The 14,330-nt window shown below is 71.9% G+C and carries 12 protein-coding genes; 10 read left to right on the top strand and 2 right to left on the bottom strand.

The window, feature by feature from the left end; all coding sequences use genetic code 11:
* Positions 1-50 precede the first annotated feature (50 nt).
* The 8 genes from ACQP2O_RS08390 to ACQP2O_RS08355 all read left to right on the top strand — a co-directional run bounded on the left by ACQP2O_RS08390 (position 51) and on the right by ACQP2O_RS08355 (position 10,479).
* A complete protein-coding gene (locus ACQP2O_RS08390) occupies positions 51-1,475 on the top strand; it encodes a sugar transferase (protein WP_433190968.1) in 1,425 nt (474 codons plus the stop codon).
* Positions 1,476-1,766: 291 nt separating this feature from the next.
* Positions 1,767-3,065: a nucleotide sugar dehydrogenase gene (locus tag ACQP2O_RS08385; protein WP_433181459.1), complete on the top strand. Its 1,299-nt coding sequence runs from the start codon at positions 1,767-1,769 to the stop codon at positions 3,063-3,065.
* A gap of 236 nt (positions 3,066-3,301) precedes the next feature.
* A complete protein-coding gene (locus ACQP2O_RS08380) occupies positions 3,302-4,606 on the top strand; it encodes a glycosyltransferase (protein ID WP_433181457.1) in 1,305 nt (434 codons plus the stop codon).
* Positions 4,607-4,640: 34 nt separating this feature from the next.
* The gene (locus ACQP2O_RS08375) at positions 4,641-6,164 is read left to right on the top strand and encodes a polysaccharide deacetylase family protein (protein WP_433181456.1); all 1,524 of its coding nucleotides are present in this window, start codon (positions 4,641-4,643) and stop codon (positions 6,162-6,164) included.
* 12 nt (positions 6,165-6,176) lie between these two features.
* Positions 6,177-7,517 carry a polysaccharide deacetylase family protein gene (locus tag ACQP2O_RS08370; protein ID WP_433181455.1) on the top strand — a complete coding sequence of 447 codons (1,341 nt, stop codon included), beginning with the start codon at positions 6,177-6,179 and terminating at the stop codon, positions 7,515-7,517.
* Entirely contained in the window at positions 7,514-8,248 is a 735-nt protein-coding gene (locus tag ACQP2O_RS08365) for a polysaccharide deacetylase family protein (protein ID WP_433181453.1), read from the top strand. The genes ACQP2O_RS08370 and ACQP2O_RS08365 overlap by 4 nt, the downstream gene beginning before the upstream one ends.
* A 245-nt stretch (positions 8,249-8,493) precedes the next feature.
* The gene (locus ACQP2O_RS08360) at positions 8,494-9,249 is read left to right on the top strand and encodes a hypothetical protein (protein WP_433181451.1); all 756 of its coding nucleotides are present in this window, start codon (positions 8,494-8,496) and stop codon (positions 9,247-9,249) included.
* 93 nt (positions 9,250-9,342) lie between these two features.
* Entirely contained in the window at positions 9,343-10,479 is a 1,137-nt protein-coding gene (locus ACQP2O_RS08355; protein ID WP_433181450.1) for a hypothetical protein, read from the top strand.
* A gap of 15 nt (positions 10,480-10,494) precedes the next feature.
* On the opposite strand, the gene ACQP2O_RS08350 is transcribed toward ACQP2O_RS08355, so the two are convergent.
* Together ACQP2O_RS08350 and ACQP2O_RS08345 are read right to left on the bottom strand one after the other, a co-directional pair.
* Positions 10,495-11,970 carry a leucyl aminopeptidase gene (locus ACQP2O_RS08350; protein WP_433181448.1) on the bottom strand — a complete coding sequence of 492 codons (1,476 nt, stop codon included), beginning with the start codon at positions 11,968-11,970 and terminating at the stop codon, positions 10,495-10,497.
* A gap of 96 nt (positions 11,971-12,066) precedes the next feature.
* A complete protein-coding gene (locus tag ACQP2O_RS08345; protein ID WP_360880846.1) occupies positions 12,067-12,234 on the bottom strand; it encodes a DUF3117 domain-containing protein in 168 nt (55 codons plus the stop codon).
* 349 nt (positions 12,235-12,583) lie between these two features.
* On the opposite strand from ACQP2O_RS08345, the gene ACQP2O_RS08340 reads away from it, so the two are divergent.
* A complete protein-coding gene (locus ACQP2O_RS08340; RefSeq protein WP_433181446.1) occupies positions 12,584-13,369 on the top strand; it encodes an enoyl-CoA hydratase-related protein in 786 nt (261 codons plus the stop codon).
* A gap of 58 nt (positions 13,370-13,427) precedes the next feature.
* The gene (locus ACQP2O_RS08335) at positions 13,428-14,330 is read left to right on the top strand and encodes a MerR family transcriptional regulator (RefSeq protein ID WP_433181444.1); all 903 of its coding nucleotides are present in this window, start codon (positions 13,428-13,430) and stop codon (positions 14,328-14,330) included.

The raw sequence follows: 14,330 nt of genomic DNA, 5'->3' as shown, positions 1-14,330 counted from the left end.
CACCAAGATCGCGGGGCCTGGTCGTGACGACTGTCGAGCAAGCGGATACCATCAGCCTACGAGAAAAAAGTTTTCGGCTGACCGGTCGCCATGGTTGGATTCCGCCGTATATTCGCTGGCTCGTCATCATCGACGTCTCCAGCGCCATTACCGCCAGCGCGGTCGGCCTTATCGCACGTTTCTGGGGTGCCGTATCCACGCCTTGGCCGGACGCCGCTCTAGGGATTTGTCTGCCATTCATCTGGATTCTCTCCATCGCCGCCGGACGCGCGTACGAGCCACGATTCTTCGGCGTCGGATCGGACGAATTCCGGCGCGTGCTCAACGTCGGCCTGTTACTGAGCGCAGCGGTGACGAACCTGTCCTACGTCACCAAGGCGGAGGTCGCTCGGGGCTTCGCCCTTGTGACGCTGCCGCTGATGATCTTCCTGGACCTCACCGGGCGTTATCTCCTGCGCAGGCGGCTGCACCGCCTGCGCGCCCGCGGCGCGTGCATGCGGCGCAGTGTCGTGGTCGGCCATCGCAGCGCCGTCACCGAACTGATCCGCGAACTCAGGCGGACACCGTTCCACGGTTTGAACATCGTCGCCGCCTGCCTCCCCCCTGGGAGCGGGAAGGACGATCTGGACGGCGTTCCGGTACTCGGCGGATTCGAGGATGTCGTCCGGGTGATCGGCGTGTGCCGTGCCGACACGGTCGCCGTCCTCGCCTGCCCGGAGATCGACGCCGCGCGGCTGCGACGCCTCGCCTGGCAACTGGAGAAGGGCGACACCGATCTCTTCGTCGCCCCGGCGCTGATGGACGTCGCCGGGCCACGTACGACGATCAGGCCGATCGCCGGCCTGCCGCTGCTCCACGTCGACCACCCCGAACTGACGGGCGGCCGACGGGTGGTCAAGAGCCTGTTCGACCGGCTGGTCGCCGGGCTCGCCCTCCTCGTCCTCGCTCCGGCGCTGGTCGTGATCGCCGCCCTCCTGCGGTTCACCGGTCCCGCGCTGTTCGTCCAGCGGCGCATCGGCCGGGACGGCAAGGTGTTCCGGATGCTGAAGTTCCGCACGATGGTGAAGGACGCGGAGAAGCTCCGGCCCGCGCTTCTCGGGAGCAACGACGGCGACGGCGTCCTCTTCAAGCTCAAAGTAGATCCTCGGGTCACGCGGATCGGCGCGTGGCTACGCCGGTACTCGCTCGACGAGCTCCCCCAGCTGATCAACGTTCTGCACGGCGACATGTCGCTGGTCGGGCCGCGTCCGCCGCTGCCGGAGGAGGTCTCGCGGTACGAGAGCGACGTGTACCGCCGCCTCGCGGTCAAGCCGGGGCTCACCGGGCTGTGGCAGGTCAGCGGCCGCTCCGACCTGTCGTGGGACGAGGCCGTCCGGCTCGACCTGCGCTACGTCGAGAACTGGTCCCTCACCCTGGACATGCAGATCCTCTGTAAGACCCTCTCCGCGGTGGTCCGCGGCTCGGGAGCCTACTGACCCGGACCGGGGGCTTCCCTCGGCCGCGCGGGCGATTTATCCATCTTGCACTAATTAACGTCATTCACTTAGCACGAACAAGCACTTGCAACGTCGGCGGGTGACGTAGAGCGCCTCACCCCTTTGCGGGGTTTCTCCGGGCATCAGGCACGACAACATGCCTTCTGCCGCCCTTTCGGCAATCACCCCCTCAGTGAGGCGAAAGATGGATATCAGAGGAACGTCACCTTTCTCGCCGGCGATTCGCGCGGCATTAATCGGAAATGTCGGTCACCATGCGGAGACCACCGCATGAACGCCGCCGCACCGGCCGTCGACTCTCGTGCTCCCGCGTCCGGGGCGTACGACGTCGCCATCGTCGGCCTCGGCTACGTCGGCCTGCCGACGGCCCTGGCGTTCCACGCCGCGGGCGCCCGCGTACTGGCCATCGACTCCAGCGCCGACCGCCTCGCCCGGATCCGGGAGCGCCAGGTCGACCTGCTCGACTCCGACCACCGGCGCCTCGAGGCCGCACTGACCGATGACGCGTTCGCGCTGGTCACCGACCCGTCGTACGCGTCGTGGGCGCGGGCCGTGGTCATCTGCGTGCCGACGCCGGTCACCGCCCACCTCACCCCGGACCTGTCCGCCGTCGAGGGGGCCTGCGCGGCGGCGGTCCTGCACGCCGTCCCCGGGCAGGTCGTCATCCTGACCTCGACCAGCTACGTGGGCTGCACCGACGACCTGCTCGCCGGGCCGCTCACGCGGCGCGGGCTCCGGGTGGGCCGGGACGTTTTCGTCGCGTTCAGCCCGGAGCGGATCGACCCGGGCAACGACCGGTACGCCCACGAGGTGGTGCCCAGGGTCGTCGGCGGCACCACGCCGCAGTGCACGGCCGAGGCGGTCAAGGTCCTCGCCCACTGCACCGGCAACCTGCACGAGGTGTCCTCCTCCGGCGCGGCCGAGATGACCAAGCTGTTCGAGAACACCTTCCGCGCCGTCAACATCGCCCTGGCCAACGAGATCGCGGAGATCAGCCGGACGCTCGGCCTCGACGTCATGGAGGTCATCACCGCGGCGGCGACCAAGCCGTACGGGTTCATGCCCTTCTTCCCCGGCCCGGGTGCCGGCGGCCACTGCATCCCCTGCGACCCTCACTACCTGCTGTGGCAGCTGCGCAAGAGCCGGCTGCCCACTCCCCTCGTCACCGAAGCCATGTTCGCGATCGCGGGCCGCCCCCGCCGCGTCATCGAACGCGTCCGCGAGGTGCTGTCCGAGGCAGGGATCGGCCTGGCGGGGGCACGGATCCTGCTGCTGGGCGTGACGTACAAGCCGGACGTCGAGGACGTCCGCGAGTCGCCCGCCCTGGAGATCATCGATGGCCTGCTCGCCGCCGGCGCCGACGTCGCGTACCACGACCCGCTCGTCCCGGAGCTCCGGCTGCCGGGAGGCCGTCTCCTCGGCAGCGTGGACCCGCCCGGCGACACCCCCGACCTGGTCGTCGCGCACACCACGCACCGGGCCCTGGACCTGTCCTGGCTGCCCGAGGACCAGCTCGTCCTGGACGCCACCTACCGCCTGACCGGCGCGGGCCGCCGCGTCCCCCTCTGACCGCCGCGGGCGGCGTGTCGCCGCGATCACGCTCCCCGAATCCCGACCGCCTGACCGGCGCGGGCCGCGTCCCCCTCTGACCGCCGCGGGGCGGCACGCCCTCGCGATCACGTCCCCGACCGTCCTCCACCGAATCGCGGAGCCGGACCGCCGGCGCCGTCTCGTGCCCTGCCCCGCTCAGTCCCGCCTTGCCCTGCCCTGCCCTGCCCTGCCCTTCGAGCATGAGGAGAGCTTTCGTGACCACGCCACCCCTCCCAGGGGACCGAGCCCGGCCTGGGCGGCTCGCGTCCCTCGGGGCGTTCGTCGGCGTCACCGTCATCTGCCTGGTCATCGGCTGGCACGTGGGAATCAAGGTCGCCTTCCTGCGCGGCGACCCGTTCACCCCGACGTACACGATCGCCGTCAGCGGCTACGTGCTGAGCCGGTTCCTGCTGGCGGCCTTCTACCGGCCGCCGCGCGACGCGGGGATCACGCCCACGGTCGCGATCATCGTGCCCGCCTTCAACGAAGGCGAGGCCGTCGCCCGCACAATCGACTCCTGCATGGCGCTGGACTACCCACGGGACCGGCTCGAGCTGGTCGTCGTCAACGACGGGTCGAGCGACGACACCTGGGACCACATGCTGCGGGCGGCCGCCCGCCATCCCCTCGGGTCGGTCCAGTGCGTCGACCTGGGGAACAACCAGGGAAAACGCGCCGCGATGGCGGCCGGCATCCGCGCGACGTCGGCGGAGATCCTGGTCTTCGTCGACTCCGACTCGATGCCGGCCCCGGGCGCGGTGCGCAAGCTCGTCCAGGGGTTCGCCGACCCGAAGGTCGGCGCCATCTCCGGCCTCACCTACGCGCGCAACGCCGACACCAACACGCTGACGCGCATGCAGGCGGCGCGTTACTACGTCTCGTTCCAGTTGCTCAAGAGCGCCGAGTCCGTCCTGGGCGCGGTGACCTGCTGCTCCGGCTGCTTCGCGGCCTACCGTCGCGCGGCCGTCGAACCCCTCCTCGACGCCTGGGAGAACCAGCGGTTCCTCGGCACGCAGTGCACCTACGGAGACGACCGGGCGCTGACCAACCGCGTCATCAAGGCCGGCTGGGTGACGAGGTACGACTCACGGGCGGAGGCGTGGACCGACGTCCCGGACGCCTACCGGAAGTTCTTCCGGCAGCAACTGCGCTGGAAGAAGTCCTGGAGCCGGGAAGGGCCGCTGCTGCTGGCGCACATCTGGCGCAGCCGGACCCGCGCGCTGCCGTCCGTCCTGGTGCAGACGTGCGCCGGGCTGCTCAGCCCCATCGTCATCTTCCTCACCGTCGCCCGAGCCGTCGTGGAAGGGCATTCGCCGCTGATCTATTTCCTCGGCCTCTATCTCGTCTCGATGGCGTACGCGTTCGTGTACCGCATGCTGAGAAAGGACGGCTTGTGGTTGTACGCCTTTCTCGGAACGTTCTTCTATATCTCCTTCTCGCCGCAGTTGTTGTGGGCGATCGCCCGCATTCGCGACGGGAAATGGGGCACCCGTTCGGTGGACCGGCGCCGGCCGCCGTAGCCACGGATCAAGCCGAGGCCGCGGACGGTGCAGGATGGCTGAGGCGATACGCCCGGCGGCCGGTCGCGGGGCGGTCGGGCGACTGACCTCCGCCGTGAACAGCGCGGTCTTCACGGCCGCCCTCGCCCTCGTGCTCGTCGTGTGGGTCGCGGCGAGCCGCCCGTTCGACCCGCCGCAGCAGAGCCCGGTCCCCGTACGGCTGGACGCGGCCACCGCGCGGGCCGCCGCCGCTCTGCCCGGGTATCCGGGGTCGGTGGTCGTGCTGACGTACCACGCGGTGTCCGACGACGACCACGCCGGCAGCACGCTGACCCGGCGGGTGTTCGGCGAGCACCTCGCCGCCCTGGCCGCCGCCGGGTACCGCACGGTGCGGCTCGCCGACGTGGAGCGGCTCATCGCGCACCAGCCGGTCAGCCTGCCGCCGAGGGCGCTGCTCCTGACGTTCGACGACGGGACGCTGACCGACTGGACGACGGTCGACCCGATGCTGAAGCGGTACCACTTCTCCGCGGTCGCCTTCCTGACCACGTCGAAGATGGTCGCCGCCGGCACCCCGTCGTACTACCTGTCGACCCGGCAGCTGCAGGCGCTGCGCGCGACGGGCCGCTGGGAGTTCGGCTCGCACTCGCACGCGCTGCACGAGCAGGTCCCGGTCCCGGGCGACCTCGCGCCGTCGCTCGGCAACCGGGTCCTCGTGCACGGGCGGCTGGAGTCCCCGTCCGCGTGGCGGTCCCGCGTCCGCAGCGACCTCGCGAAGAGCCAGGCGTTCTTCCGGCACGTCTTCGGGCGGCCCGCGAGCGCCTTCTCGTACCCGTTCGGCGACACCGGCAGCACGGGGAACTCCCCGGCGCTCGCCCGGGAGCTGCCCGGCCTGCTGCGGGCCGCCGGGTTCGGCGTCGCGTTCGTCGGCGAGAACGTCCCGACCGAGCACGTCAACGCGGTCAGCGCGCGGTCGCCCCGCTGGACGCTGGACCGCATCGGCGTCCGGGCGACGACGTCGGTGTCCGACCTGCTGGAGATGGTCCGGGGCGCGGTGCCGGTCGCACCGCCCCACGACCTGGCGCCGCTGCACTGGATGGGCGACCTCGCCGCCTGCTCCCACCGGCCCGGTGCCCTCGCCGTGCGCAGCGACGGCTACGGGACCTGCATGCTCGGCGACGTCAACACCAGCCAGTGGGTGGACTACACGCTGCGCACGCGCCTCACCGGCGTGGACCGCCACGCGGCCGCCGTGATCGCCGTACGGGACGGGGCGGGCGCGGGCCACCGCGGCCGGGTCGAGGTCCTCATCGGGGAGGGCTCGGTCGTGGTCCGCCAGCAGATCGGCGACGCGGCCCGGGTCGTGCTCGCCAAGGCCGCCCTCCCACCCGGCGGGACCGGCCGGACCGTACGGATCCAGGTCCGCCGCGACACCGCCGACGTGACCGTCGACGGGCGCCGCCTGCGCGTGGACTTCGACCCTCGGCTCCACGAAGGCGGGGTCAAGTTCGCCATCGCCGCCGAGGGCGGCCACCGGACCGTCGTCTACTCCGCCCCGACACTCACCCCGCAACCCTAGAGAGAAGGACCGATGCCCCCCATATCCCCTCCGCCGACGACGCGCCTCGCGGCGCTGTTCGTCCTGCTGTGCGCGGCACTCGCCGTGCCCGGCGCCACGACCGCGCACGCCGCGACGACGACCGTCGTCACCCTCGGCTTCGACGACGGTGTCAAGGACCAGTTCACCAACGCGCGGCCGATCCTCCAGGCCCACGCCATGCACGGCGTCTTCTACATCAACAGCGGCCAGACCAACCTCACCAACTACATGACGCAGGCCGACATCGCGGCGCTCGCCTCGGACGGGAACGAGATCGGCGGCCACACCGTCGACCACGCCGACCTGACGACCCTGTCCTCCGACGACGCCAAGCGGGAGATCTGCAACGACCGGGTGACCCTGCTGAACTGGGGCTTCGCCGTCAAGAACTTCGCCTACCCGTACGGCGCGACGAACGCCGCCGTCGAGCAGATCGCGCACGACTGCGGGTACAACAGCGCCCGGACCGTCGGCGGCGTCGTCTCGCCCGGCTCCTGCGACGGCTGCGGGTACGCCGAGACGATCCCGCCGGCCGACATGTACAACACGCAGACCCCCGACTCGATCAAATCCGACACGAGCCTGGCGACCATCAAGGGCTACGTCACCAACGCCGAAAACCACGGCGGCGGCTGGGTGCAGCTCGTCTTCCACCACGTCTGCGACGCCTGCACGGACACCTACTCGGTGAGCCCGAGCACGCTCTCGGACTTCCTCGACTGGCTCGCCCCGCGCAGGCTGCTGCACGGCACGACGGTGAAGACCGTCGACCAGGTGATCGGCGGCGCCCAGCAGCCGCCCGTGAACGGCCCGCCGCTGAACCCGCCGACCCACGGCAACCTCGTCCAGAACCCGTCGCTCGAGTCGGCCACGGGCGGGCTGCCGGCCTGCTTCCAGTACGGCGGATACGGCACGAACACCTACACCTGGACCCGGACCACCGACGCGCACACCGGCTCGTACGCCCAGCAGCTCGACGTCACGGCCTGGACCAGCGGCGACCGCAAACTCGTCACCAAGCAGGACGCGAACACCTGCGCGCCGGTCGCCACGCCGGGCCACGTCTACAACGCGTCGGTCTGGTACAAGGGCACCTGGCCGGCCGACACGCAGGTCAAGCTGACGCTGTACTACCGGACCACCGCCGGCACGTGGGCGTACTGGACGAGCGGCCCCGCCCTGCCCGCGACGAACGCCTGGACGAAGACCCCCGCCTTTACCAGCCCGGCCGTGCCCGCCGGCGCCACCGGCCTGAGCATCGGCCTCTCGCTCGCGGGCACCGGCACCGTCTACACCGACGACTACGACATCACGGACCCGGCGAACCCATGAGTCTCACAAAGAGGACACTCGCGGAGCTCGGGGTGGGGGTCGGGCTGCTGGCCCTCACCGCGGGTCTCGCCGTCGACGTGCTGTCCCCGCCGCGCAGGGCGGGCGCCGAGAAGGCCCGTACGGTCGTCACCAACGCGATGCTGCAGGCGGCGCGGACCGACAACCGCTGCACGCGGGGACGGGTCGCGCTGACCTTCGACGACGGGCCCGACATCTACACGCCGCAGGTGCTGAAGGTCCTGCGCGCCTACCGGGTCCGGGCGACGTTCTTCGTCATGGGCCAGAAGGCCGCCGCCCGACCGGACCTCATCCGGGCCGAGGTCGCGGACGGGAACCTCGTGGAGAACCACAGCTGGAATCACCCGCACCTGGCCGACCTCGACCAGGCGCAGATCGACTGGCAGCTGGCCGCGACCCAGCAGGCGATCACCGCGGCGGGCGCGCCCGCCCCGACGCTGATCCGGCCGCCGTTCGGCAACACCAGCGCCACCGTGGACGGGGAGGCGAAGCTGCTGGGCCTGCGCGTCATCCGCTGGTCGATCGACACCGACGACTGGCGGGGCCGCGAGCCCGGCGACATCGCCGCGTCCGTCCTCGACCAGGCGGTGCCCGGCTCCGTCGTCCTGATGCACGACGGGGTACGCCAGTCCGCCGCCACCGTCCAGGCGCTGCCCACGGTGATCCGCGGGCTCCGCGAACGCGGGTTCTGCACCGCCCTCGCCACCGACTGACCAGGAAGGACGCGCCGATGGATCGGCACGACGGGCGTACGGGAAACGCCCTCGGAGTAGATCGACAAGACGGGTCCGACGCGGTCCGCGCGGACCGGCACGACAGGTCCGACGCCGTCCGCGCGGACCGGCACGACGGGGGTGCGGAAGACGCCATTCATGTGGATCGAGGGGGGCCACTCGGCGCGGCGCGCCCGTCGCGCCGAGTGGCCGCCCCGGGCAGAGGGGCCCGGCGGAGCCACCGGGTGGTGTTCATCGGCGTCGTGGTCACGGTCGTCGCGGCGGCCACGTCGGCGGTCCTGATGCGGCCGCGTCCGGCGCTGTTCGCGCCCCGGCTGTCCGGGCCGGACCGCCTGGTGACCAACGAGTTCGCGCACTGGAACCCGCGCACGCCCGGCACCCACGTCTCCCGGGACTGGGACGTCACCAGCGGGTCGCTGTTCGTCCACCGGGACGTCGCGTGGACGGGCGTGCCGGACGCCACCGTTCCGGACGCGGGGTCGTCCCGGAGCACCGGGTCGAGCGTGTTCCGGATGACCACGCGCCGGCGCGACTTCGGCGACGTGGCGGTCTCCCTGCGCCTGCGGAACCTGGGGCTGACCGGCGCCGGCCGCGCGGCGGCGTCGGAGATCGACGGCGTGCACGTCTTCCTACGCTGGCAGAGCCCCGAGAAGCTCTACGTCGTCTCGCTGAACCGCCGGGACGGCCTCATCGTCGTCAAGAAGAAATTGCCGGGCGGCGAGGCCAACGGCGGTACGTACGTCACCCTCGGCCAGGTCCCCTCCCTTGTCCCGTACGGCCGGTGGCAGGCGTTCCGGGTCCGGATCGCGACGTCCGGCGGCGGGCTCGTGACCATCACCGTCGCGCGGAACGGCCGGGAGGTGCTGTCCGCCACCGACGACGGCGGCGAGGGCGCGGCGATCCTGGCCCCCGGCGCGGTCGGGCTGCGCGGCGACAACTGCGACTTCGAGTTCACCGGCTTCCGCGTCACCCGGGCGTGACGCCGGCTCCGGGGCCGGAACGCCGCACCGGCCCCGGAACCGGCGTCACGCTCGCGGCCGGGCTGTCGGCGGACGATGCCACAATGCCGCGCTATGGCGAGGAGAACGCTTCGAGAGCTGGCCGGCCGGATGGTCGGGCTGGGCATGCTGACGGAGGAGAAGGCCGCCGCGGTGCTGGCCGACATCGGCAAGTGGCGGGAAGACCACCTGGACGAGGACCTGAGCGAGGGTGACCTGTTCGGCTGGCTCCCCGAGTTCGGCATCGCCATCTCGGTGCACGGCGAGGACGTCGACGACGTGGCGAGCTACTACGGGTATCTGCTGGCGGACGAGGTGACGGCGTGCACCGGTGGTGCGGTGGTCGTCACCGACGTCGTGCTGGTGCGCGACGAGGACGATGAGGACGGCGCCGAGTACCTCCACTTCCTGCGCAACGGCGAGTCGGTCTGGTGGCACGTCGAGCACCAGTCCGACGACTACGTGGACCAGGTGGCGGTGTCGGACCAGATCGACGATCTGGACCCGGGCGGCGATGATCCGCGCGTGTTCTACGAACTGCTCCGGGAGAAGCGGGAGACCTGCCAGGACGATGTGTACGTCCTCGCCTCGCCGGAGCAGGCCAGGGCGCTTCGGGACGAGTTCGGCCTGGACTTCCACGGGCTGGACGCGGACCGGCCGCGGCGCGGAGAGCCACCGACGGCGGAGCCGGGCACGGCCGAGTGGTACATGCAGGACGACCGGCGGAACATGACCGAACCGGCCAGGGTCTTCCTGGACAGATGGCTGTCCGACATGGCCGACGCGCTCGACGGGTGGCGTGCCCGGTTCCTGCCCGACGATTTTCCCTTCGACTTCACCGCTGACTCCCTGGACGTGCTGGAACGGCAGGTCCTCCATCGGTTCGCCGACTGGAACGCGGTCCATTCGGCCGCCGACGACCCGTTCGTCGTGGGGGCGGCTCGCTACCTGGGTGAGACCCTGATCCGGCAGGCGCCGGGCCACTGGGGTTACCAGGACATGGCGGACTCGCTGTACGGCCGGGTTCCGCTGATCCGGTCCGACACGCCGGCCGCCTTCCGGGCGATCGTGGTCCCGCTGCACCTGCTCAGCCGCCTTGCCGAGGATCGCCGATTCGGCGTCCTTCGCGAGTCGGTCGAGGAGCTGCGGGACGCGGCCGACGAGCACGCGACGGCGCTACGGACGCTCGACACGCTCCGCCGGTCGGAGTGACCCGCCGCGGCGCGCTCAGGCCGCGTCGGGGCGCAGCCAGCGGAGCAGGAGGCGGACGCCGTAGCCGGTCGCGCCCCGGGTGATCTCGGCGTCGTCGGAGCCGGCGCGGGCGGGCCCGGCGACGTCGAGGTGCGCCCACGCCCGCTGCCCGGTGAACTCCCGCAGGAACAGCGCCGCGACGATCGAACCCGCGCGGAAGCCGCCCCGGCCGACGTTCGCGACGTCGGCGACGTCGGAGTCGATGGCCTCGCGGTACTCATCGGTCAGCGGCATGCGCCACAACGGCTCGCCGCTCTCCGCGCCCGCGCCGAGCAGTTCGGCGGCCAGGGAGTCCTCGGTCGCGTACAGCGCGCCCTGCCGCGTGCCCAGCGCGATCTTGGCCGCACCGGTGAGCGTGGCGATGTCGACGAGCGCGTCGGGGTCGAGCTCGGCGTCGGCGTAGGCGAGGGCGTCGGCCAGGACCAGGCGGCCCTCCGCGTCGGTGTTGAGCACCTCGGAGGTGGTGCCGCCGTAGTGCCGGATGACGTCGCTGGGACGCATGGCCGACCCGGACGGGAGGTTCTCGGCCGCCGCGACCAGACCGGTGACCCGGACCGGCACGCGCAGGGCCCGCAGCGCGGTCATGGCCGCGATGACCGCCGCGCCGCCCGCCATGTCGGTCTTCATGGCCTTCATGCTCTCGTTCGGCTTCAGCGACAGGCCGCCGGAGTCGAACGTGATGCCCTTGCCGACGAGCACGACGTGCCGCGCGGAGGCGTCCGGCGTGTCCGGCTCGTAGGTCAGCTCGATCAGGCGGGGCGGGCGGGCCGACCCGGCGCCGACCGCGACGATCCCGCCGAAGCCCCCGGAGCGCAGCTCCCGCTCGTCGCGGATCCGTACGGTCAGGCCGGACTCGGCGGCGAGCCGCTCGGCCTGCTCGGCCAGCCACTGCGGGGTCTTCTCCCGGGACGGCGTGTTGGCCAGGTCGCGGGCGATCGCCACGGCGCCCGCCACCGTGGCGCCGCGCTCGACGGCGGCCCCGGCGTCCGTGAGCAGGGTGATCTTCTCGGCGGCCGGCTTCTTCGGCGAGCCGCCGACGCGAAAGTCGTACGAGGCCAGCAGCAGTCCCTCGGCGAACGCCGCGAGGCCCTCCTCGCCGGCGCCGGACGGCACGGCCGCGGCGACGTGCGCGCAGCCCCGCCCGCGCCGCGCGACGGCGGCGCCCGCCCGGCGCAGCGCCGCCGGGGAGCCGTCCCCGACGCCGTACAGCAGCAGGTCGGTGATGCCGTCACCCAGCCGGAGCGGAGCAGCGACGATCTCCCCGGGACCGCCCTTCGCCTCCTCATGAGCGAGCAGGTCGGCCGCGCCGAGGGCGAACAGGCCCGTCAGCTCGTCCGCGTAGGCCGGGTCGATCTCCGGACCGGCCTGAACCGGCACGGCGACGACCTCGGCGGTCGTCGCGAAGTCCCGGATCGTGCCGTCGACGCTGTGCAGTTGGGTGTTGACCGGCAAGGTCTCTCCTGTACGGGTTCGGTACGGACAGCGAAGCCCCGGCGCTCGTCCGCCGGGGCCTTCGCGAAACCTCTATGAACAGGGTGGGACGTCGTCCTAGGGGACGACGTTCTTCAGCGCGTCCCCGAGCTCGCCTGCCTCGTCCGCCGACAGTTCGACAACGAGCCGCCCGCCGCCTTCGAGCGGGACACGCATGACGATTCCGCGCCCCTCCTTGGTAACTTCGAGCGGACCATCGCCTGTCCGCGGCTTCATCGCCGCCATGCGTGAATCCCCTTCCTGCCTAGGGCCGCGCGGGACCGCCGGGCTTCTTTGGCCGCTGACCCGTCTGCCGCTTCAAGTCAACTGGTGGTGGTCCATTATCCCGTTTTCCGGGCGCTAAGTGGTAACGATCAGCTTCGAGATCATGCTGAGACCTGCCGGGGGACCGTCTCCACGGCCGACGGCGGCCCGGATCCGGGGGTTCGGTGGGCCCGGATCCAGGGGCCGGTCGGCCCGATTTCCACGACCTCCGGCGCGGCTCTTGCCCGGTGCCTCCGGCGTCGTCGATCGTTGCCTGGAGGATTCGGATGACGGAGCGCCCCGGTGCCGGGCGCAGGCAAAGGAGCCGAACGTGGCGGAGAGCGTGCGGTACGACCTGGTGGACGGCGTTGCGACGATCGGCCTGAACCGCCCCGACGCGATGAACTCCCTGACCGCCGAGACCAAGACGGCGCTGCGGGCGGCGGTGGAGCGGGCCCGGGACGACTCGGCCGTGCGGGCAGTGATCTTGACCGGTAGCGGCCGGGCGTTCAGCGCCGGGCAGGACCTGCGCGAGCACGCCGCCAACCTGGAGGCGGGCCGTGGCCTGGCCGGCACCATCCAGGACCACTACAACCCGACCGTGCTGGCGATCGCCCAGATGCCCAAGCCGGTGATCGCCGCGGTCAACGGCGTCGCGGCGGGCGCGGGATTCTCCCTGGCCCTGGCCTGCGACTTCCGGATCGCGTCGGAGAAGGCGTCCTTCGCGACGGCGTTCACCAGGATCGGGCTGGCCCCCGACAGCGGCCTGTCGTGGACGCTGCAGCGGCTGGTGGGCCGGGCCCGGGCGACCGAGCTCCTGATGCTGGCCGAGCCCGTACGGGCGGCCGAGGCCCTCGAGCTCGGCCTGGTGAACCGCGTCGTGCCCGCCGACCGGCTCGAAGCGGAGGCACGGGAGCTCGCGGAACGGCTGGCCGCCGGGCCCACGGCCGCGTACGGCGCGGTGAAGACCGCCCTCGACCACGCGGCCACCGCCGGCCTCGCGGACGCCCTCGCCAAGGAGGCAGAGCTCCAGGACGCCTGCGCCGCGACCGCCGACCACGCGAACGCCACCAAGGCCTTCCTCAAGAAGGAACAGCCCGTCTTCGAAGGCCGCTGACCTGCGTGTTCGATATCCGGTTTGACTCTCCAGCCGCTGGAAGCCTCATGGTCTTCGCATGAGTGAGGAGCTCTTCACGATCGGGCACCTCGCTCGGCGTACCGGCGTGCCGGTGCGCACGATCCGCTTCTGGTCCGACGCCGGGGTGCTGACGCCCGCCGGTCGCTCGGCCGGCGGGTACCGGCTGTACGACGCGACCGCCGTCGCCCGGCTCGACCTGGTCCGCACCCTGCGGGAGCTGGGATTCGGGCTGGACGCGATCCAGGCCGTGCTCCGCCGCCGGACCACCCTCGCCGAGATCGCGGACGTGCACGCCCGGGCGCTGGACGCGGAGATCCGCACCCTCCGGCTCCGCCGCGCCGTGCTGCGCGCGGCGGCGGCCCGGGGGACGACGACCGAGGAGATGGCACTGATGCACCGGCTCGCCCGCCTGTCCGCACGGGAACGGCAGGAACTCATCGACGAGTTCGTCGACCACGTCACCGAGGGCATCGACACGGACTCCCCGGCCATGGGCATCGCCCGCAGCATGCGGAAGCTGCCCGCCGAGCTGCCGGAGGACCCGGCGCCGGAGCAGGTGGACGCCTGGGTGGAGCTGGCGGAGCTCGTCCAGGACGAGGACTTCCGGCAGCGGGTCCGCGCGATGGCGGTCGCGGGAGAAGGCGCGGACGAACTGGAGTACGGCCCCGACTACCACCGGGTCGCCGAGCACGCCAGCCGGGCCCTGGCGGACGGGGTCGCCCCCGGCTCGGCAGCCGGCCGGACCGTCCTCGACCGGATCGTCGCCCCGGAGACGCCGCCCGCCCACCGCGCTCGGATCCTCGAACAGCTCGAGACGTTCACCGACGCACGGGTGGAGCGGTACTGGCAGCTGCTGGCGATCGTCCAGGGCCGCACCCCGCAGCCCGCGGCGGTCCCGGCGTTCGAGTGGCTGATCGAAGCCCTCCGCGCCCACAGCTGA

Source organism: Actinoallomurus sp. CA-150999 (genome assembly GCF_050942425.1).
Taxonomy (GTDB): Bacteria; Actinomycetota; Actinomycetes; order Streptosporangiales; family Streptosporangiaceae; genus Actinoallomurus.
The sequence above is the reverse complement of the archived record's forward strand: the minus strand, read 5'-3'. Positions and strand labels throughout refer to the sequence as shown.